Consider the following 23,065-nt stretch of genomic DNA (forward strand, 5'->3'; position numbering starts at 1 on the left):
CTACCCTGCTGAATGTCTGCCATGCTGCTCATGCTGGTTGACAGACTGTTCAGTCCGGTTGAGGCTGAGCTGGACAGAGCAAAGAGCTGACCTCCGTTAATCGCATCGGTTGAATCTGCTGATACATTACCGGCAGCTACATGGGTAATTCTTTGTGCACTACCGCTTCCATGACTGGCATCATATGCACTAATACCGCTATTCCATTGCAGGGCATCCTGCTGTAGTCCGGCAACATTACTGGTAGCAGTACTGATCGTATTGTCTAATTGTCCCAGTATCGTTGAAGTACTGGAAGAAAGGCTATTCAGTCCGATGGCAGTACTGGAAGACAGACTGCTCAATCCGCTAGCTGCACTGGAAGATAAACTGTTCAATCCGCTAGAAGTACTGTTAGACAGGCTGGCTATCGTGCTTGAAGTAGTCGAAGATAAACTGCTCAAAGCATTTGATGCTGCGGTAGACAGACTGCTTAATCCGCTGGAAGTTGTGGTAGACAGACTATTTAGTCTGTCCGGCCAGTCTGTAGATAAACCGTTTACTTTATCCTGAACTGAGCTTAAACCACTAGAGACTGATCCTGATACTTCTGCCAGACTGCTGGCATAATTTGCATTAGCCTGATCAAGCTGCGCACCAGTAATCACATCAGTTGAATCTGCTGATACTTCACCGGCAGCAACATTGGTAATTTTTGCCGGATTTTTGGTTGCACGACTGGCATCATAAGCAGCAATATCATCATTCCATTGCAGTGCATTCTGCTTTAAATTAGTTACCCTGTTATCAATATTGCTTGCAACAGTAGACAGACTGATCACATCATTACCACCAGTTTGAGTAATCGTACTCAAAGAAGACGTGAAATGATCGAAACTGGTACTAACACTGCTGGAAAGTTCCGTAATATTAGTATTAGTTGTATATAACTGGCCGGCAGTAGCAACATCACTTGATCCCTTTTCAATATTGCCATCAGCTACATTGGTAATTTTCTGGACTTTTCCGTCACGCATAGCATCATAAGCACCATCTTTCCACAATAGCGCATTCTGCTGTAATGTTTTTACATGAGAGTCAGTCGCTGCCAGGCTGCTTGATGCTGATGCAGACAGTTCAGTCAATCTGCTGTTGGTACTGTCGATACCAGTAGACAAACTGGATAATCGATTACCACTAATTTCAGACAATGATGAAGACAGGCTATTTAAACCTGTTACCACACTGCTGGAAACGTCGTTTAGATTACCGGACAGGCTGCTAACCTGAGTATTGGTATCAAACAATTGCCCGCCGGTAATTACATCACTTGAGTCTGCTGCCAGACTACCTTGGGCTACATTGGTAATTTTTTGTGCAGTACCGGTTGCATGACTGGCATCATAAGCAGATATATTGCTATTCCATTGCAGCGCATTCTGCTGTAATGTAGCTATATTTGAATTAACAGAGCTTAACCCCGTATTGGCCGCTGCAGAAAGAGAGCTCAGACCGGTACTCAGCGATTGATTTAAATCAGCTGAAATATTATTCAAACTGGCAGATGTCGAACCAGACAAATTTTGCAATCTGCTATCCAGACCGGCAGACAGAGTAGCCACACTGGTATTGGTGTCAAATAATTGCTTACCGGTGACAACATCAGTGGAATATTCATTCAGATCACCATCTTTAACATGGGTAATTTTCTGTACACCATTTTCAACACCATGGCTGGCATCGTAAGCACCGTCTTTCCACTGTAAAGCATCCTGCTGCAAGGTAGTAATACTGGAATTGATATTATTCAAACCTGTACTAAGGGCTGTAGATAAACTGCCCACACCATCCGCAGATAGATTCTGCAGAGAACTGGATAAATTATTCAAACTTTCTGCTGTAGAACTGGAAAGACTAAACAGCTGTTTACCGGTCACCGCATCGGTTGAGTCAGCACCCTCTCTGCCGTCTGCTACATTGGTAATGCGCTGATTACCAAATGCCGGATGTTTAGCACTGTATGCCTTATCAGTATCATTCCATTGCAAAGCATTATCCTGCAAGGCCGCAACTTCGCGCTGATTGTTTCCCACAAGTCCGGAAAGACTACTAATAATCGACTGAGAAGAGCTGCTTAAGGCCGTACTCAGGCTGTCTAATCCACCTGTAGTTGATAAAGATAGATTATTCAGAAGATTATTGGTTGTATATAACTGTGCTCCGATCACCACATCAGATGAATCTGCTGTTAATGCACCGGCAGCAACACCTGTAATTTTCCGATTACCGGCATCATAAGCGATTTTACTTTCATTCCATAACAGAGCTTTATTACTTACATCGTCTATTTTTTGGTTACTGTCTGTCAAACTTGTACTTATTGTGCTGGTTACGTTATCCAGTTTAGCTACAGTAGCAGTCGAAAGACTGTATAACTGTCCACCGGTAATTACATCTGTTGATCCCTGTTCAGTACTGCCGTCTGCAACATTGGTAATTTTCTGAGCTTTTCCGTTACGCTCAGCATCATAGACACCATCTACCTTATTTTCACCCGCTTTCCATAGTAAAGCATCATTTCGCAAACTGGACAGGCTGCTACTTACGCCACTGGCTACTGTAGACAAACTAGTAATATCTGCTATATTTGAATTACCCACTGAATTTGACAAGCTGGTCAAACTTGAAGCAAAACTGTCTGATAAATTAGACAGATTTGTATTGGTTTCATATAACTGCGAACCAATAACCACATCACTGGAATGAGCCGAAGAAATATCACCGGCCGCAACATGCGTGATTTTCTGGGCTTTTCCGTCACGTTCAGCATCAAATACACCATCTTTTAACTGTAGTGCATCCCGGCTTAATTGATTCATGCTGGTTGAAGTATTGTCCAGAAGCTGACTGAGCTTATTTGAAGTTTCTGACAGGGTTGTGCTGATTGAAGCAGACATTGAAGTGGAATTTGATAGCGCAGTGGAAATACTGCTTATCGCAACAGTTGACAAACTGCTCAATGCTGAATTGGTATTATAAAGCTGTCCGCCATTAATAGCATCAGTTGATTCTGGCGATAAATCACCGGCCGCAACATTGATAATTTTTGCTGTATTTGCCTGACCATGAACTGCATCATAAGCCTGTACATCGTCATTCCACCGTAATGCATTTTCCTGCAGCTGGCTGATACTGGTTAAAACTGAAGTATTTACTGCATCAAGTTTGTTATTAGTTTCAGTAATCCGGCTGTCCAGTAATCCGGCTGTATCTACCAGCTTGCTGTCATATGTAACTAAAGTTGAATTGGTCGTATTTATCAGATTATCTAATTTATTGTCGTTTTCAGTTAAATGGCTTACTGTTGTAGAAGACAGATCATACAGACTGGTTGACACAGAATCGCCCAGGCTTTTTAACTGAGCCACATTGACAGCATCAGTATCCTGTGTACCGGCAGCCAGGCCGGTAATCTGCCGTGTGACACCGGCACTGGCATTACCAATCGCCACCGAGCCTCTGGTACTGTTCCAGGTAGATGATGTGGCATCATGAACCCCACCTGCAGGATCATAGCCAGCCACACCTGCTGCGGCTGTAGTTGCAGAATTACTGCCTATAGCCACGCCGTCATCAGAACTGACATTAGCCTCTGTACCGATGGCGACGCCATTCATACCACTAATTTGGGTCTTGTTACCCAGTGCCAGGGCATTAGCAGCACCGACTTTAGCTTCATTACCTACAATCATGGCCCCGGTAGCATTTGCAGAGACTTTGTTCAGATTGCCTAATATTCTTATATCATCTGCCTTAGTAGCACCGGTTGAATCAAGTGCTATAACATTACTATTACCGAATATACCGGTATTATTAGCAGCAATCGTACCATTCTGATTACCGAAAGAATAAGTGTCATTCCCGGTTACACTAGTGATACCGGTTGCCTGATCTTTATCTTCATCTGCAATTTCACCATTGACTGAATTATAAGCAGTTGTTGTCTGAGAGCCGCCAATTGCACCGGATCTGTTCCCGCTTACCTGATTGGCTGAGCCTATACTGATACTTTGTTCGCCAGTGGCCTGAGCTGAATTACCAATAGCTACGGCAGAATCTGCTGTAGCCTGTGCCTGAACACCTAAGGCAACAGTACCGTCAGCACTGGCCTGAGATTTCAAACCGGCTGCCACACTACCCACACCATTAGAAGATGCAACCGAACCTAAAGCCACACTGGAGACACCTGTAGCTTCAGCGCCGACACCAAAAGCAATGGAAGCCCGCCCGGAAGCCAGAGCAGCAGTTCCGACAGCTATCGCGCCGCCGGTAGTAGCGGTGGCGTTGGTACCGAATGCTACTGAGTAGTTACCACTTGCGTAAGAACCACAACCGGATGCAAAAGAATGGACACCATAAGCTACCGGCATTTTATTTGAAGCTGCGTCCCCTTGCTGAACAGCTTTATTCCCATTAACAGCAGTTGTTGTTGTACCATAGGCCGGATCAATTTGATTAGCAAAGCGTTTATATTCGTCCAATGCAGAGATTAATGCACCAGTAATTGTACGCTCCGGATCACTCCTGCCCGCAACTTCATCGGCTCTGCAGTTTGTACCATCTTTAGAAAAACCATTAATCCCATTGATAACTACAGAACCATGACTTGCCCATACCTTACCTTTTTGATCTGCATACTTTACGTCAATACTAGGGTCACTCAAGCTAACACCACCAACCAGTGCCGTATTTGCAGCAAAAACATTCGGAATAACGAGTGAAAAATTCAGAATTGAAGCGATAAGACTCCGTTTAAAGACTGATCCGAATCGGGACTTACTTTTTATCATGCCTGTGGCCGGCAAGCAGGCTACGGTATCGGACTTGGTTTTGCTCTTAGCTAGTTCGGAGGCGGCCACCCAGGTCTGGGTCGTTTCATTCCATATAGCACGATATATTTTATTCAATTGGTTTACTCCTGATTAGAAATCATGCCGTCAAACAAAATTTGTATAAATTTAAATAAAGTTAAAATTTAAAATTAAATCTTTAAGCAATATAACATAATATACTTGCTTGTATGTATTCAACAAATTTAAATAATATTTAGTAAACTCAATAAAAACTATATTTTTTATAAAAATAAATATCTGAAATTCAAATATTTTTTTAAATTTATTTCAAAAATTAAATATATAAATATGTTAATTAAATAGATTGTTTATATATTATTATTGTCTTATTAACACCACAGTAATCTGATTAATCCGTTTTCTCAAAATTAAAAAATTAGAATGGCATTTTATTACACCTAAACAAATCTGATCTAAATAAATGGTTTTAGGCAGTTAGATTTATTATCTGCTTTTCGTTTGCTAGCCACTTGAATAAATACAGTAATGGAAGTAAATATAGTTATTAATTAGCTAAACGACGCAAATTGGCCGCAATTAAATTACGCTTACACATCATTTGAATTGTATTTTGTGTATTACCATTTCTGCATAACAGAATAAAATTTGATCCGGCATAATATTAATCTATCAAAACAGACAGATACAGACAATGCATCTATATTCGCAGAGAAAAGCAGAATAGCCAGAAAATCTAGATCAAGGCATAACAGAATGTTATGCAGAAAGGTACAAAGCAAAAATGGTCTGACTGTAAAAACAATATGCTATTTAAATTAATAAATAGCATATTGTTAATCTGAATTAAAAATATAACTGTGAATAGTTAATTACAGAAGAATTCAATTTTTAATTAATAACCATGTAGCCGGAATACTGGTTTAACAGCCATATTCAAATCAATCAGCAGCCATATCGAATCTATATAATCCGGTTACTACTCCATTTGTTTTTCAACATCAATCAGCGCCCGGCGCGATAAAGCCAGATTGGCACGGTGGCTATCAAGTACTGAATACAAAAACAGGCTACCCAGTTTTTTCAGCGGCCGGATCAGATGATACTGTTGCCCCTGTGTAATCAGTATATCCTCAATTTCATCGCTAAGATCCAGCATCTGCATAGTTTTGATTTTAGAGCGGATAACTTCCGTACTGCTGGCCGCGGCAATTTCCAGATCAATTTTATTAATGGCATTACCGGCCATTAACATACCATTATCATAATCAACCACCGCCGCCGCCAGTGCACCTTCTACGTTTAGTAATTGCGCTACAACAGCTTGATAATCCATTGCATTTATATCCCGGAATAATATAATAAAGTGAAGCCGGTTAAATATTATCCGGCCAGTTTAACCTGATTTTGTTAAGTAATTATAACATATTCTTAACATGAATATTATCATGGCCGCAAGTCAGGCTGCATGCGGCAACTGATGAAATGCGGCCGGCAGCTGATAATTATGCGGAAAAGTTACCCATTCATAGGATTGTGGCTGCGCCAAAAGCTGCCTTAACAGCGCATTATTGATCGCATGGCCGGATTTATGCCCCTCAAAGGAGCCAATAATCGGGTGACCAAGCGTATAAAGATCTCCAACAGCATCGAGAATTTTATGCCGGACAAATTCATCCGGATAGCGCAATCCTTCAGGATTAAGCACATCCGTATCATCAATTACAATCGCATTACTCAGATTACCCCCCAGCCCCAGATTGTGGCTGCGCATCAGTTCTACTTCCTGCATAAAACCAAATGTCCGCGCCCGGGAAATTTCATCAACATATGACTGTCCTGCAAAATCAATCCGGAAAGTCTGGTTACTGCGATTAAAAACAGGATGATCAAAATTTATGGTTAATGTAATCTGAAATCCTTCATATGGAGTAAATTTTACCCATTTATCTCCCTCTGTCAGTACCAGCGACTGTTTAATACGCAAAAATTTTTTTTCGACAGGCTGATCAATTACCCCGGCATCCTGTAACAGATAAATAAAAGGCAGGCTGGAACCATCCATAATAGGGATTTCCGGTGCATTAAGCTCAACAATAATATTATCGATTCCATAGGCAGCAAATGCCGACATAATATGCTCGATGGTGCCAATACGAATACCGTCCGGCGTAACAACCGTAGAAGATAAACGGGTATCGTTAATCAGTTCAGGAGTCAACGGCACAAGCCGGCCAAATTCTCCGTTCAGATCCGTCCGACGAAAACGAATACCACTATCCGAAGCAGCCGGATGCAGACTCAGGCGTACCCGTTCCCCGGAATGCAAACCCACTCCTGTAACACTGATACTTTTTGCTAATGTGCGCTGCAGCATATTCTGTTCCTGATCAATCCGACCATCCTATGGTAACGAATTTCACTGGTAAAGGTAATGAAATTTGCCAAACAGTGGATAAATTATTGCTATCAGCATTCATTTCTGTTAATTATCCACAGCAAACAATAGTATCAGAAAAATTATCCACATAATCCACAAATCATCCGCAGATGCATTTAATAACTTATCTACAAATAAAAATATGATTTATAGTGATATTTTAAGTTTTCCACAGGATGTATGGCTTCGTCTTTGTCTTCATCCATTTATTATTTATATTTTTATTTGAATAATAATTCTAAATTCCGATATGTTCGCGTAATCCGGTTACTTCAACAGATTTACCTCTGAATTGAAATAAAACATCAAAATTACCCAGATGCATAACAAAAACTTTGTCTGTATGGTGCTGATGCACCGGTCGCGGATCTTGAGCCAGACTTTGATTAACTAATTGAAAATATTCTGAATCTAATGAAAAAAATTGCATTTGATTTAATGCATACTGTGACCAGTGAACTGTCAGTAATTCGCGTTCATGTGCAAAACTGCTGTGTGCATAAGGTTTAGCCTCAACAAACGGAATATAGGGTTTGATATCAATTACAGGTGTCTGATCGAGAAAATCCACACCGCTTACATACAATCGAATCTGTTTGTTACATTCAATCCGCTCCAGTTTTACCAGTGATAAACCTAAATGATTGGGCCGGTGCGGACTGCGGGTTGCAAAAACCCCTTTTTTTTCTTTACCTCCTAATTTTGGCGGTCTGATCAGAGGTTGCCAGCCGTCTTTAATGGTGGCATGAAAAATAAACTGAACCCAGATATATTCATAATCATTTAAACCGCGTACACATTCAGCAGTAAATTCTGTGGATAAATCGATATATGCCTGAGCTGCCGGTACCAGTCCTGGCTGCCGGGCAACTCCAAATTTTTGTTTATAGGGAGAATTAATGTAACCAATCGGGCGAATTGTCCAGTGCGGACTGGTATTGACTGCAGAATCAGACATAAAAGCAATATACATTATTTTGAATCAGAATAGCTGTATTGTACGGTAATTGGTGTATATGTCTGTATATAAATTGTGGATAAATTATTCAGTTTATTGTTTTTTTTGATTTTGTTTTTTCCGGTAGCCTAATTATGGTATATCACCATCATCATATTGATATTTTGTAATGAAATTTTATAATTAAATTAACGGATAAGTATAAAATTTATCCTGTTTATCCGGATGATGTGCATTTGTGAATAAAAAATGATACTTTTGGAATATACTAGTCTGTCCGGTTAGCCGGCTTTAAATATTTAAAAAAACATTATCAATAATTAAAATAAACTGATCTTGCCTGTGGATAATTAATTATTGCCGGCTAAAAACAGCTTTTATTTGCTGGTCTGTTTAAGAACAGGTTATCAGACTGATTGTTTCAGGAATATAACTGGTAAATCGGTATTCTGTCGCTGACTGAGAGCTGATATTTGAACTGTGGCTGAATATAACAGAGTAGGGAAGTGGTTAAATATATGATTTATCAATAGTTAATTACTATATTTTCCTATCGGATCTGAGCGGCAGCTGTGTTTATTTCAGAAGCAGAAATCAGAGTGAATGAATATTTCTATTTTTATTGGTGCTTATTAAACCATAATGTAAACTTCAGATAACCGGTCTGATTTAATACTGGCCGGCTGACAGTTATTCACAGCGGTTCTGACTGGCAAAAAGATATTACAGATTGATTATCGGCAGTTTGCCTGTATTTCTGTTACTATATCCGGTTAAATATAAGTGAGTGGTCATAATTAAATTACACTGATTAGCTGATTTATCTGTATTGCGGTGGTTAATCTGCAATCAGAATACCGGTAATCACTGATGGTTAGCGGTTATGATTAATCTAAGGGTGGTTCAGATGAAAATATTGGTAGCGGTAAAGCGTGTTGTCGATTACAACGTGAAAGTGCGTGTTAAACCTGATGAATCAGATGTGGATATTGGCAATGTGAAGATGTCGATGAATCCGTTTGATGAAATAGCTGTGGAAGAAGCTGTGCGTTTAAAGGAGGCCGGTAAAGCCACTGAGGTGGTGGTGGTATCTTTAGGCGTAAAACAGTGTGAAGAAACTTTGCGTACAGCTCTGGCAATGGGTGCTGATCGTGCCATTCATGTTGAAACAGATGAAAAGCTCGAGCCGCTGGCCGTGGCTAAGTTATTAAAAGCTGTGGCCGAAACCGAGCAGCCGCAGTTGTTGTTGCTGGGTAAGCAGGCAATTGATGATGATGCCAATCAGACGGCACAAATGCTTGCCGCTTTAATGCAGCTTGCGCAGGGTACTTTTGCCAGCAAAATAGAGCTTAAAGCAGATGAAGTGCTGGTTACCCGTGAAATTGACGGCGGGCAGGAACAGCTGGCGCTGAAATTACCTGCTGTAATCAGTACTGATTTGCGACTGAATGAACCTCGCTATATCAAGCTGCCGAATATTATGCAGGCAAAAAAGAAACCGCTTGAGAAAAAAACAGTAGCTGAGCTGGGTGTCGATATCAGCCCGCGGTTAGTACAGTTAAAGGTAACTGAACCGGCTGAGCGGGCTGCCGGCATCCGAGTTGGAAATGTGGCCGAGCTGGCAGACAGATTGCATCACGAAGCAAAAGTCATTTAAAGGAGATATTAATGTCGGTATTGATTATTGCTGAGTATCAGCAATCCTGTCTGGATGAGGCCACTTTGCATGCTGTATCTGCGGCACAGCAACTGGGGGAAATTGATATTCTTATAGCCGGGCACAATGTGGCCGGTATCGCTGCTCAGGCACAGCAAATTAGCGGGGTACGAAAAATATTACTGGCTGATGCTCCTGACTATGCTCAGGTATTGGCGGAAGCAGTAGCTCCGCTGGTAGTGCAACTTGCTGATTCATATGATCATATTATTGCAGCAGCTACTTGTTTCGGTAAAAATTTGTTACCGCGTGTTGCGGCTTTACTTGATTGTGCCCCTGTTTCTGATGTTGTTGCCATTATCGACAGTCAGACATTTGTTCACCCGATTTATGCCGGGAATGCTTTGCAAACAGTGCGTAGTGAACAATCGAAACAGTTGCTGACAATCCGGACTACCGCATTTGCTCTGGCAGAATCTGCTGGCGGGCAAGCAGCAATTGAATCTGTTGCCGCTGTTCCTGTGCCTGAATTAAGCCGTTTTATTGAACGTAAACTGACCAAATCAGATCATCCTGAGCTGACTACTGCTAAAGTGGTAGTCAGTGGCGGACGCGGTTTGGGCAGTGCTGAAAATTTTGCTGCACTTCTCAACCCGCTTGCCGATACCCTGAATGCAGCTATCGGTGCTTCACGCGCAGCTGTGGATGCCGGTTATGCTCCGAACGATTATCAGGTAGGGCAGACAGGGAAAGTAGTCGCACCGGAGTTATATATTGCTATTGGTATTTCAGGAGCCATTCAGCATCTGGCCGGAATGAAAGACAGTAAAGTTATTGTGGCTATTAATAAAGATGCTGATGCTCCGATTTTTAATGTAGCTGATTATGCGCTGGTTGCTGATTTAAATACTGCTGTACCAGAACTGCTTGAACAGTTAAAGGCTCTCGGACATTAAATTGCTGATGGTTGTTGAATAATGTTTCACGTGAAACATTATTCAACAGTTTGACCTTGAAACAAACGGGTAGAAAGTATCCGGTTTGCTGTAACTGATTGCCGATAAACTGCCTGAATAAACCCAGTATTCAGGCAATTTTTATGATATCTTTTATAAAAAATTCAGCTTAAAATGATGAACCGATTACATGATAATCAGAGTTATGCTTTTGCATCAGATAATTATTCAGGTGTTCATCCGAAAATTATCCAGGCACTGACAATCGCTAATGGCGGACATCAGCCTGCTTATGGTGCTGATGTGTATACGCTTGCTCTGCAACAGAAAATCAAACAGTTATTTGGTGAGCAGGCTGAAGCTTTTCCGGTATTTAACGGAACCGGAGCCAATGTTACCGCTTTACAGGCATTGTTGCCGCGCTGGGGTGCGGTGATTTGTGCGGAGAGTGCACATATTCAGTGTGATGAAGGAGTGGCGCCTGAACATCTGGCCGGCGTAAAGCTCCTGACGGTTGCTACTGATGATGGTAAATTAACCCCGCAACTGGTAGCCCGGCAAGCCTGGGGTTTTGGAATGGAACATCGTGCTCAGCCGGCAGTTGTGTATATCAGCCAGACTACTGAGCTGGGCACTTGTTATAGCGTGGCTGAAATCCGTGATCTGGCCGAATATTGTCATAAACATAATATGCAGCTTTATCTGGATGGAGCACGGCTAGCGAATGCTCTGGTAGCGGAAAATACTGATGTCAGAACTATGGTTACCGATACGGGTGTGGATATGCTTAATCTGGGCGGTACTAAAAATGGTATGCTTCAGGGCGAATGTATCATCAGTATGCGCGCAGATACTCATGCTGCTATGCCGTATCTGCGTAAAATTAATGCTCAGCTTGGTGCAAAAATGCGTTTTATTTCAGCACAATTTCTGGCATGGCTGGAAGACGATCTGTGGCTGGATCTGGCCGCCGGCAGTAATCTGATGGCAAAGCGGCTGGCTGCATCACTGACCGCAATTGAGCAGGTGTCGGTTACTCAAAAAGTTCAGGCAAATGCTATATTTGCAATATTACCTGCTAATGCTCGTGCCCGTTTGCATCAGCAGTTTCATTTTTATGACTGGGATGAAAGCAAAGGAGAGGTACGCTGGATGACCAGTTTTGATACCACAACTGAACAAGTTGATGCATTTGCGGCCGCAATCAGGCAGGCTGTTGCAGAAAAATGAGTACAATTTATCAGTACACAACGCTGGCAGCACCGGCACAGGCAGAATTTAAAGATAAAGGCAGCCGTTTTCTGGCCTTTGCCTATCCGGTGCAGGATGAGTCCGAAATTCGCCAGTATGTGCAAACTTTGCGGGAACAGCATCATAAGGCACGTCATTGCTGTTTTGCATGGCGTCTGGGCGTAGATGGTAACCGTTATCGTGCCAATGATGATGGAGAACCTGCTGGTAGTGCCGGCCGGCCGATTCTCGGACAGATTGATTCTGCGAATATCACTGACGTTGTAGTGATAGTGATACGTTATTTTGGTGGTACTTTGCTGGGAGTGCCCGGGCTGATCCATGCTTATAAATCTGCTACTGCGGCAGCGATAGAAGCTGCTGATAAAATTTGTCTGGATGTATGCCGGCAATTATGGCTTTATTGTGATTATGCTCATTTAAGTGAAGCAATGCGCTGGTGCCGGCAGCAGCAGGCACAGATAATACAGCAGGATCTGCAGCAGCAGTGCTGTCTGTCTGTCCGCCTGCCGCTTGCTCAGCTGGAAAGCGGGCTGTCATCTTTACGCAAGCTGCGGATGATTGATGTTAAACTGGATAACTGAATATTACTGGTTAATGCTATAAAACGCAGCCGGCTGGCTGCATACACACCTTATTTTGGAGAAGGGGTATATGAAATTACTGGTTATCGGCAGCGGCGGAAGGGAACACGCTCTGGCCTGGCGTCTGGCACAGTCTCCCAAAGTAAATACGGTTTATGTAGCTCCGGGTAATGCCGGTACTGCAACAGAACCAAAGCTGCTCAACCTTGCTGTAACTGATCATCAGCAGTTGATTGCCTTCTGTCGTGAACAGCAAATAGCATTTACAGTAGTCGGCCCGGAAGCACCACTGGCAGCTGGTATTGTGGATAAATTTACGGCCGCTGGTCTGGCTGTTTTTGGTCCGAACCAATATTGTGCTCAGCTGGAAAGCTCAAAAGATTTTGCTAAGGCGTTTATGGCCAGAACGGGTATCCCCACAGCTGCCTATCAGACTTTTACTGGTGCTGAAGCTGCTCATCAGTATATCAATCAGAAAGGCGCACCGATTGTTATCAAGGCTGATGGTCTGGCAGCCGGTAAGGGAGTGATTGTTGCCATGACACTGGCCGAAGCTCATCAGGCTGTAGATGATATGTTGCGGGACAATGCTATGGGTGCTGCCGGTAGCCGGGTGGTAATCGAAGATTTTTTACAGGGAGAAGAAGCCAGCTTTATTGTTATGGTGGATGGTGAGCACGTTTTACCTATGGCTACCAGTCAGGATCACAAACGCCTGCTTGATTTCGATAAAGGTCCGAATACCGGCGGAATGGGTGCTTATTCTCCTGCTCCGGTAGTGACTGAAGCTGTATATCAGCGGGTAATGGATGAAATTATTCTACCTGTAGTAAAGGGGATGCAGGCTGACGGCCACCCTTATCGCGGCTTTCTGTATGCCGGTTTGATGATAGATGATAGTGGAGCACCATATACCATAGAATTTAACTGCCGGTTTGGTGATCCTGAAACTCAGCCGATTATGTGCCGGTTACAAAGTGATCTGGTGGAGCTGATAGAAGCTGCTCTGGACGGCCGGCTTGATACGGTGACCGCTGAATGGCGAGATCAGGCTGCTGTTGGTGTGGTACTGGCGGCGGCTGGTTATCCACAGGATCCGCGTAAGGGAGATGTAATTTCCGGGATTGCTGAGGCTAATCAAACCGGAAAAGTTTTCCATGCCGGTACCGCGCTTAATTCCCGGAATGAACTGGTTACCCATGGCGGCCGGGTATTATGTGTAGTCGGATTAGGAGCAGATATCAAAACTGCACAAACCAAAGCTTATACTGCTCTGGCATCGATAAAATTTGCCGGTATGCAATACCGGCATGATATTGGTGCAAAAGCATTGAAAGCTGTGGATAACTAAATCTGATTTTTATATTTTATCCTGTTTATCAACAGATATTTTAATTATGTATTCTGTTTAGTTTAGCCGAACAGAATACATAATTTTTTGGCTAAACCAGATAATTAGTATGTACTATCAAATTATTAAGATAAATTTTGATTATCGTGATATTCAATTTTAGCTTAGCACAGGCAAATGATAAGAATATAAAACTGTAATTGAATCGATTCTGTGGATAAATATAAAAATGATGCTATGGATAATGCTGTCTATAACTTGATTACATCCTCAGCAGTTAAAATAAATCGGCATATTCATTAACGATTTTGAGAGATCAGTATAAAACTGTTTTATGCGAAAAATTTGAACAGGTTTCAATAAGAGGATTTAAGCATCAGAATATTTTTTATTAACTGTGTATTATCAGCAATTGTAATCAAAATTAAATATGAATTATTCAGATATCGATTATTGATAACAGACACCATATAAAATGATAGATATCATCAATACTGGATTGTTTGCACATAGTCATTTATCCAGTATTTATCCACAGTCGCCGGATTTCCGGCTAAAAATATGGTTTTTATGTTCCGGTCTGTTTAGCACCTATTTTATTTAAAAGTATGCTGAAATTTTTCCCAGAAAAGATGTTAACTATCAGTGATCAGTAAATTTCAAATCAGGCCTAATAATCTGTCAAAATTTCAATGGCCGGAGAAAATAATCTGTTGCAATTCTCAGTAAATCAACCAAATATTGAATAGGCGATGCTAACTATTGCTGTACCTAATCCTGAATTTCTAAACCGGAGAGAAGTGATATCTGGTTGTTTGGTATTAATAAGGCTATAATTCACAACGGTAAGCTTACCGGTAACATTGCATATTTATAATAAGCAATTGCTGTGCGGATATGATGTAGTGGTAGCATAACTGCTTCCCAAGCAGTTCGGGCGGGTTCGAATCCCGTTATCCGCTCCAAATCTTCTTTTGATAAGTCCATGGGTAATGATAATCAGTCTGCTGCTATATTCATTCCGACAGTTTTTTTGAGTATCTTATCTTATTTCCTATGATGTGTTTGAGGTTAGATAAATACTTCAGTCATTACTGGGTAATATTGCTTGTTCCGATTAATTTGACATTAAAAAATAAGCAGATATCGCTGCTAACCGATTTATCAGTTCGGTTTAGCAAACCTGCTGTAAAATCTGTATCCTGGAATATCAGTGCTGACATCAATATTTTCCTTTGATATGCTTGGTTGAATTATCAGTGTGAAATATATAATGCCGGAAATATATGTCTTCAAACAAGCCGAACTCAGCAGCAGAATTATATGAAGAATATAAAACTATTATTAGTCACCATAGAAACTATATCTGTAAGCTAAAAATAAAAGTTTCTGCCATCATTGCAAAAAGACAACTTGTTTCATTTATGAATGACATTAAATGGCTTGAACTTCAATATGCAGTTAAAGAATTATCATTTCCGCCTCCGTATATACTGCGATGTGTTACCAATGATAACGATATTGCAGAACCTTCTTTTGAAAAAATACCCTGGTGGATAGGTGACTGGTCAAATTATTATCATGAAGGTATACCAGCATTATTTAATCTTGAATGGATAAAAGTATGCCCGCAATTAAGCAAATATTGCGGGCGTTTAGTGGAAAATGAAGTTTTAGATGAAACAGAAGCTTTCAGGACAATACTTTACCGGCTGAGTATACCTTATGGCAGAAAAGATAATATTTTTACTATTTATGGATATAAAAACCCTTAGCATTCGATAAATATAAAAATTTACAGAGTAAATAATCTTATTTTTTGTTTTATTACGGAACACTCTTTTTGCTTATTCTGCGAAACTAGGTATTGAAAATCAGCAATCTACTTAAAGAATAAGCTTAATATGTCTTGTTTTATTAGAAGAAAGCTTGCAATTAGATATCTGTGGAGAAATAACTAAAAGATAAATTTCTCTAAATTTGGATAATAAAAATATATTTTTATTAATAAAGAGTTACAACAAGAACAATATAGTCTGATATTTGGAGACTGCTACCAGGATTTGCTGTCAATAAAGCGAGTATTGAAACATCAGAAAAATCTTCGGAAATATTTGATCAATATTTGTAGTTATATGTGGATTTATTGTCTGCTATAGAATGATATCCACAGATTTATACACAAGCTGTAAACTTTTTATTCTGGTTTATTTAAACTGATACGTATCCTATCTGATAGCAGCAAAAAAAAGATGTTTTATTTAAATTACACGGCTTGAATCAGTAATACAAAATTTATACACCGAAAAATGTGCTGTTTGCTCCACTGTTGGTTTTATTCAAAGTTTACTTATTTCATCAGCTATACCATATGTAACTGATAAAATTTATCCCTGAAATTTGATTAAAAATCAGCAATTGCTGCCGCTAGCCGATGCTTTATGTATAGGCCTGGCTGATGTTTTCCAACTTAAGAGCAGGTTTAACTCTCTGATAGTTGGTTTATTCCTCTTATAAAGCAGAAATAGCAACTATAGTCCTGTGCATTTGATTTTATCCGCAAAAATTTATTTAAATTGATGATTTGCTTTTGTTTAATATGAATCAATTAGATTTTAAAATCTTGATTTATTATATATAAATATTGCATAATAATTTAATTATATTATTAATAATTAATAATATTTTCAAAAGAGCATATTATCTTAATAGCATAAATAATAATGAAATACAAAGTAATGTGTCACAAAAATTATATATATTATAGTAGCTTAAAGAGAAAAATTTAAATCATTACGGATGTAGATCGATCGTTACTAAAATTTAACTTATTTAATATACTGTCGCTTTTATAATACATTTGATAATAAATAAACAAATAACGTATAGGAATAAATAGGTAATATAAAAAATATAAAAAATCATATAAATTAAATAGTTAAATTTATTTATTTCTAAGATTTCTAAATGATTTTGCCTGTGTTTAAGTATAAAAATGTTATTTATTTATTCGCATTTATTAAAATATTTATGTTATATTTATGAATAATTTAACTTAATTTTAATCTATCTTTAATTTATTAAAGTAATTTTGATAAACGCATGATTTTAAAAAATTAGGAGTAAACCAATTGAATAAAATATATCGTGCGATATGGAACGAATCCACTCAGACTTGGGTGGCCGCTTCTGAATTAGCAAAAAGTAAAACCAAGGCCAATGCGGTTTCCAGTGATACTGCTAAGCCATCCCTGTTGGCCAGAATGGGTCTTTGTACTTTCAGACTCGGATTACTTGCCTCGCTGATCAATATGTCTTTGTATTCTGCTGATGCAGTAGCAGCGGCTGACCGGACTTCTCTCTGGGGGTCGTTTATTAACAAGTCTGCTACTAAAACCAGCTTTAGTGCAGTTTCTATAGTAGGCGATGATAACTACTGTGGTCATGATGTTGTTCAGGGTCGTTCAAATGCAGGAAAAAAAGGAATTAGCCCACTAGAAGAATATTTGCGGTTTGCACAGAATGCAGAATATTATAGGAAAGGTGATACTCATACATATACACCGTATGGCTCAACCACCCAAGCAGAAAAATGGGGCTCTGGCAGTTGGACAAATATTATAGGTAAAGATTACGGTACTGCCGGTTTTCAGAACAAAAATACTGGTGGAGAAAATAATGTTATGCCACTGGCATATGGAGTAGGGTCTTTTTCCTATGGTTGCGCTTCATTAACAACAGGTAATTATTCCCTGGCTTTTGGTGTTAATGCTACCGCTACTGCCGGCGGAGCTCAGGCATTTGGTGTGGCAGCTGTGGCTTCCGGGCGGGCGTCCAATGCGATCGGAATTTCATCTGAAGCTACCGGTGTGTCCGGTGTTGCTCTGGGTTCTGTGGCTCAGTCTGATGGTGTGGGAAGTGTTGCGCTGGGTTTGCAGGCACGGGCTAATGCTGACGGTGCTGTAGGTGTCGGGGTAGGGGCTCATGCAGGACTGGATTCCAGCGTAGCCATTGGTAACGATAATATTCTTGCCGGCAAGCAAAGTATCGGTATCGGTTCCGGTAATGCGGTAGATGGTGAGCAATCAATTGCTATCGGCAGTGCCCAGACACCTACTACTTATAACAAGGATGATGGTACACAGAAAAATGTAACAACAGGCTATACCAATATTAAAGGAAATAAAACTTTATCTCTGGGTAACAGTAATACAGGCGGGAACTTTGATACGAAGGGGAGCCTTATTACAGACGGTATTTCGGCAGCCAATACCGCCATCTTCGGTAACAACAATGTGATCAATAATGCCGTCGACGGTGCTCATATTATTGGTAGCGATAATACAGTAGGTATCTCAACAGGTATTGCAGGTACCGGTGCAACAGTAATTGGTAATCAAGCCAACATTAGTGCAGATAATGCTCTTGCTCTAGGTAATCAAACCACTGTTAGCGGTGCTGATGCTATGGCAATAGGTACTGGTGCGGTGGCTACGGTGTCTGGCGGTGTTGCTCTGGGCTCCGGTTCTCTGGCGAATACAGCTCAGGATGTTGCCGGCTATAATCCAAATAATCATGCAACTTACAGCGATCCGGAAAGTATAGTTGCCTGGAAAAGTACCAAGGGTGCTGTTGCCATAGGCAATACTGCCCAAAATCACAATACTAAACAAAATGACAATACTGAACAAAATCAAAAAAATACCCGGCAAATTACAGATGTTGCAGCGGGTACCAACCCTACGGATGCAGTTAATGTTGCTCAGTTAAAAAATCTGAGCTTTTCAGTTCCGGGTATTTTTTCGTCTGCGTCAACCAGTATTGATGCTAATCTGATTGCAGCAGATAAGACTATCATCAGTAGTTCTGCTGCAATACCTGCAAAATTTGATTCGCTTAATAGCAGCATCAGTACTGTTTCATCGCAGATAAAGCAGAAGTTTGGTGATCAGACTACTTCTGGTGAAGTAGGAGAAAATATTTCCCGGCTGAGTACATCTTTAGCAGATAATATTACTTCTATACAGAAAAAGCTCCTGCTGGATCAGGGCGGATTCTATGACGCTAAAATTTATGATGGTAAAACACCGCGTAAAATCATTCACGTAGCTGATGCAGATATCAGCAACGCCGGTTCAACCGATCTGGTTAATGGCAGACTGCTTTATGCGACCAATTCGTCGCTGAGCTCTTTATCATCCAGTATAGATAGTGGTCTGAGTACGCTTAATAGCGGTACAACTGAGGCTAAAAATATAGTTGATACTTCAACCAGCCAAATCAATACTGGTATAGATAGTTATTCTACATCGGTTTCTACCGGTATCCATAATCTGCAAACAGGCATATTAAAATGGAATGGTCTGCCTGAAGGCGAATTCAGGGCTGATAATGATAATACTGACCACAAGATAACAGGTGTGGCAGAAGGTTCGTTAGCAGCTGATTCAACCGATGCTGTAACTGGCGGTCAGTTACATGCCACTAATACCAATATTAGCAGTCTGTCCAATAGCGTCAGCACAAGTTTCAGTAGTTTATCCAGCTCACTGTATGAATCTTCCGGTCTGGAAAAACTATCAACAAGTCTGAGTGATACAGGTAATCAAGTCGCTGCTTTACAAAATGATGCACTGCAATGGGATGATATTCATAAGGTGTATCGTGCCAGACACGGTGATAATGATGAAAATCAGAAAATCACTCATGTCTCTGCCGGTGTTGTTGATTTCGCTTCAACTGATGCGGTAACCGGTGGTCAGTATTATGATCTGAATACCGAGACAGATACCAGTGTAAGTACACTGACAGCAAGTGCTTTGCGCTCTGTCGGTCAGATTAATAGCAGCATTTCGGCATTGCAGCAACAAGTACTGTTGTTTGACGGAAAGAGCTTTAATGCACAGCGTGCTGGAAAAAATCAGGCTATTACCGGAGTAGCCGGGGCTGATTTAACTGATTCATCAGCTGATGCTGTTACCGGAGCACAGTTAGATTCAACAAACACATCCCTGAATAATTTAACGGCTTCAACTGCTACCGGATTGAGCAGTTTGTCGACACAACTGAACAGATATTCTGAAAATACGCTGCAAAGCGGTATGGAACTTGTAAACAGTTCTAATACGAGTCTCAGTGCCTTACAAAGTAATGCTTTACTGTGGAATAGTGAAGATAAGGCATACAGCGCTGCTCACGGTACGCAGGGAAACCAGAACATTACCAATATAGCGGCCGGCGAGGTAAAAGAAAATTCAACTGATCTGATTAATATGGGTCAGATTCATGTATTCTCGGTGTCTGCATCTACAAGTATCGCTGCTGTAAACCAGGCAATAAATTCATTAAATGGTTTATCTGATACTGAAATTAATCGCCTGGCTGATACCATTAGTAGCAGTCTGAGTACGGCAGGTAATCAAATAGCGGGTTTAAAGAAAAATCTGTTGTTGTGGAACGGGAACGCTTATGATGCCAGTCACGGTAATCCTGATGGTACGGGGAAAATTACCCATGTAGCAGAGGGCAGTTTGCAGTCCGATTCAACGGATGCCGTAACCGGAGGGCAGTTATACCGGACCAATACCAGAATCAGTGATCTGAAAGCAGAATCTGATAATCAGTTTAATATTTATTCCGGTAAGATTGATAGCAGTCTGGCTGCTGCGCAAACAAGTCTGAGTAATTCTATTGCTACAGATATCAATAGTGTGCATGGTAATATGGATTCCGGTGTACAGACAGCTAACTCGCATATTACTGCTCTGCAGCAGGACAGTTTATTGTGGAATGGAAAAGCTTATGATGCCAACCATAATCAGGGTGATAATGGAAAAAACAAAATCACTAATGTGGCTAAAGGGGACATTTTACATGATACATCATCCGATGCTGTTACCGGTGCGCAGTTATTCGCTACCAATAGCAGTATAGATTCACTTTCTACTGCGTTTGACAGCAATGCATCTAAGTTTATCAGTACTACGGACAGTAATTTGAGCAGCTTGTCAGTTGCCATGCAGAATTCATCTTTTCCCGGACTGGAAAGCCTGTCTACCGGAACTCAGTCTCGTCTGGGTGAGATAAATAATCAAATTTCTGGATTACAGCAGGCATTGCAATGGAACGATGGTGCTTATGATGCCAGTTTTGGTAAAAACGGAATGCAAAAAATTACTCATGTTGCTGATGGCCGGCTGGAAGAAGGGTCAAAAGATGCGGTAACAGGTAATCAGTTGTATAACACTGATGCTGCCATCAGTAATCTGGGAGCAAGTTTAAGTACCGGTATAAATAATATTAGCAGCTCCATACAGAGTATCGCTCAAAAAAATGATGAAACGATAACTGATTTATCCGAAAAAGTGCAGCAAACTAAGAGTCAGCTGACCAGTCTGGAGACTACTACAGCAGCCGATCTGACTCATATCAATACCGGTATTTCCGCTCTGCAGGATGATGCTGTGCAATGGGATGGCAAAAATTATGTTGCCAGCCATCGTGGTAAGCCAGGCATCATTACTCATGTATTAGCTGGTAGTCTGAATGAAGATTCGTCAGATGCAGTGATTGGTGCACAGCTGTACAGCACTAACAGCAGTATTACTGATCTGGGAAATAAACTGACAGATGTATCCAATAGCTTTAGCACGGGTATCAGCAGTTTATCCACAGCTTTATATGATAATGCTGATTCGAAGCTGTCGCAGTTGGTACAAAACAGGGAAAATATTGAAAATAATATTACACATTTGTCCTCAAGTGTATCCTCTGCATTTATTTCCGCTGACAATGAAATAGCTATTCTTAATCAAAATGCATTACAGTGGAACAGCTCACTGAGTGCATTTGATGCCAGTCATGGTCAGAAGGATGAAAAACATCTGATTAAGAACGCAGCTGAAGGTGATCTGCATGCCGGTTCGGCTGATGCCATTACTGCAGGTCAGCTGTATACCACCAATAGCACATTTAATGCACTGGATGATAATATCAGCGGGCGTTTTAGTAGTTTGTCAACGACATTAAGCAGTTTGATTAATACTAATGTAAGTACGCTTTCTTCCAGCATTGCCGGTCTGGATACCCGGGTGAGCGGATTAGAGCAGAATGCATTACAATGGAACAGCGATATTGCTGCTTATGATGCCAGTCGTGCAACCAAAAATCCGGCTAAAATTACCAATGTTGCTGCCGGTCTGATAGCATCAGATTCGTCTGATGCCGTTACTGGTGCTCAGTTACACAGCTTGTCAACTGTGTCTGATGGTCATTTGTCCACCTGGCGCAGTTCAATACTCTCCAGCTTAAGTACAATAGAAGATTCAGCAACTACGGCATCCGGTTCACTTTCTCAGCAGTTCGATACGCTATCAGAAAATATCTCCAATAATTTCCAAGAATTTTCTGGCAGTGTTTCAAGTAGTGTGAGCAGTTCGTTTGTCAGCACTTCAGAGATTGTTACCGGTTTGTCATCTGCTATACATGAGCATCTGAGCCAGCTGTCTGATGGTATAGGTGAGAGTTTAACCGGTCTGTCGACCAGTACGGATACTGGTATCAACACGCTTTCTTCGCGTATTGACAGCTCAGCAAGTATATTAACAGAGTCTTTAAATACCGTTAATAACCATATAAGTACGCTTAATCAGAATGCCCTGCAATGGAATAGCAGTATAAGTGCATATGATGCCAGTCATGGAAGCGGTAGTGCACAAAGAATTACCCATGTAGCTGCCGGTAATGTATCAGCGGATTCAACTGATGCAATTAACGGAGGTCAGCTCTTTGCTCTGTCCAGCTCAGCCTCAACCGGACTGAACAGTTTATCAACCAGCATGAGCAGCATGGCAGACATTCAGCAGGGTAGTATATCCACAATCATTGCTGATAACCTGAAAGATGTAAATCAAAACGTATCCAGCCTGTCAACAGGTCTGAACACAGCAAATAGCGATATAGCCAGCCTGTCAAGCGGATATGTAAATATCAATAACCAGGTATCTTCATTAAATCAGG

11 protein-coding genes and 1 tRNA gene are annotated in these 23,065 nt (G+C 40.9%); 8 read left to right on the top strand and 4 right to left on the bottom strand.

Annotated elements, in window-relative coordinates:
• The 4 genes from H3T75_RS10660 to tsaA form a co-directional block, all read right to left on the bottom strand.
• Positions 1 to 4,946 (bottom strand): ESPR-type extended signal peptide-containing protein (locus H3T75_RS10660; protein WP_198211700.1); only part of this gene is annotated, 4,946 nt, incomplete at its 3' end.
• Positions 4,947 to 5,829: 883 nt separating this feature from the next.
• Positions 5,830 to 6,186 carry a hypothetical protein gene (locus H3T75_RS10665; protein WP_078474286.1) on the bottom strand — a complete coding sequence of 119 codons (357 nt, stop codon included), beginning with the start codon at positions 6,184 to 6,186 and terminating at the stop codon, positions 5,830 to 5,832.
• A gap of 123 nt (positions 6,187 to 6,309) precedes the next feature.
• Entirely contained in the window at positions 6,310 to 7,227 is a 918-nt protein-coding gene (gene lpxC, locus H3T75_RS10670) for a UDP-3-O-acyl-N-acetylglucosamine deacetylase (protein ID WP_084549854.1), read from the bottom strand.
• 301 nt (positions 7,228 to 7,528) lie between these two features.
• On the bottom strand, positions 7,529 to 8,248 hold the full coding sequence (gene tsaA, locus H3T75_RS10675; protein ID WP_198211701.1) for a tRNA (N6-threonylcarbamoyladenosine(37)-N6)-methyltransferase TrmO: 720 nt from the start codon (positions 8,246 to 8,248) through the stop codon (positions 7,529 to 7,531).
• 907 nt (positions 8,249 to 9,155) lie between these two features.
• Between tsaA and H3T75_RS10680 the strand changes: the two genes are divergently transcribed.
• The 8 genes from H3T75_RS10680 to H3T75_RS10715 form a co-directional block, all read left to right on the top strand.
• Positions 9,156 to 9,905, top strand: a complete 750-nt coding sequence (locus H3T75_RS10680; protein WP_078474288.1) for an electron transfer flavoprotein subunit beta/FixA family protein — start codon at positions 9,156 to 9,158, stop codon at positions 9,903 to 9,905.
• Positions 9,906 to 9,916: 11 nt separating this feature from the next.
• Positions 9,917 to 10,861: an electron transfer flavoprotein subunit alpha/FixB family protein gene (locus H3T75_RS10685; RefSeq protein ID WP_078474289.1), complete on the top strand. Its 945-nt coding sequence runs from the start codon at positions 9,917 to 9,919 to the stop codon at positions 10,859 to 10,861.
• Positions 10,862 to 11,038: 177 nt separating this feature from the next.
• Positions 11,039 to 12,091, top strand: coding sequence for a low specificity L-threonine aldolase (locus H3T75_RS10690; protein ID WP_198211704.1), 1,053 nt, complete (start codon positions 11,039 to 11,041; stop codon positions 12,089 to 12,091).
• Entirely contained in the window at positions 12,088 to 12,696 is a 609-nt protein-coding gene (locus tag H3T75_RS10695) for a YigZ family protein (RefSeq protein WP_084548537.1), read from the top strand. Before H3T75_RS10690 ends, H3T75_RS10695 begins: the two co-directional genes overlap by 4 nt.
• 70 nt (positions 12,697 to 12,766) lie before the next feature.
• Complete coding sequence (purD, locus tag H3T75_RS10700) at positions 12,767 to 14,047, top strand: phosphoribosylamine--glycine ligase (RefSeq protein ID WP_198211702.1); 1,281 nt, start codon at positions 12,767 to 12,769, stop codon at positions 14,045 to 14,047.
• An 891-nt stretch (positions 14,048 to 14,938) separates the two neighbouring features.
• A tRNA-Gly gene (locus H3T75_RS10705) sits at positions 14,939 to 15,012 on the top strand.
• Between the two features lie 321 nt (positions 15,013 to 15,333).
• Complete coding sequence (locus H3T75_RS10710; protein WP_110413706.1) at positions 15,334 to 15,822, top strand: DUF6678 family protein; 489 nt, start codon at positions 15,334 to 15,336, stop codon at positions 15,820 to 15,822.
• A 1,356-nt stretch (positions 15,823 to 17,178) separates the two neighbouring features.
• Positions 17,179 to 23,065, top strand: a 5,887-nt coding sequence (locus H3T75_RS10715) for an ESPR-type extended signal peptide-containing protein (RefSeq protein ID WP_198211703.1), incomplete at its 3' end; no start/stop codon positions are given.

The sequence above is a fragment of the Snodgrassella sp. W8135 genome, from assembly GCF_016101225.1.
Lineage (GTDB): Bacteria > Pseudomonadota > Gammaproteobacteria > Burkholderiales > Neisseriaceae > Snodgrassella > Snodgrassella alvi.

Excerpts from the sequence above, each read along its gene's own strand:
- H3T75_RS10685 (WP_078474289.1), top strand. The coding sequence starts at position 9,917 with ATGTCGGTATTGATTATTGCTGAGTATCAGCAATCCTGTCTGGATGAG.
- H3T75_RS10665 (WP_078474286.1), bottom strand. The coding sequence starts at position 6,186 with ATGGATTATCAAGCTGTTGTAGCGCAATTACTAAACGTAGAAGGTGCA.
- tsaA (WP_198211701.1), bottom strand. The coding sequence starts at position 8,248 with ATGTCTGATTCTGCAGTCAATACCAGTCCGCACTGGACAATTCGCCCG.
- lpxC (WP_084549854.1), bottom strand. The coding sequence starts at position 7,227 with ATGCTGCAGCGCACATTAGCAAAAAGTATCAGTGTTACAGGAGTGGGT.
- H3T75_RS10680 (WP_078474288.1), top strand. The coding sequence starts at position 9,156 with ATGAAAATATTGGTAGCGGTAAAGCGTGTTGTCGATTACAACGTGAAA.
- purD (WP_198211702.1), top strand. The coding sequence starts at position 12,767 with ATGAAATTACTGGTTATCGGCAGCGGCGGAAGGGAACACGCTCTGGCC.
- H3T75_RS10710 (WP_110413706.1), top strand. The coding sequence starts at position 15,334 with ATGTCTTCAAACAAGCCGAACTCAGCAGCAGAATTATATGAAGAATAT.
- H3T75_RS10690 (WP_198211704.1), top strand. The coding sequence starts at position 11,039 with ATGAACCGATTACATGATAATCAGAGTTATGCTTTTGCATCAGATAAT.
- H3T75_RS10695 (WP_084548537.1), top strand. The coding sequence starts at position 12,088 with ATGAGTACAATTTATCAGTACACAACGCTGGCAGCACCGGCACAGGCA.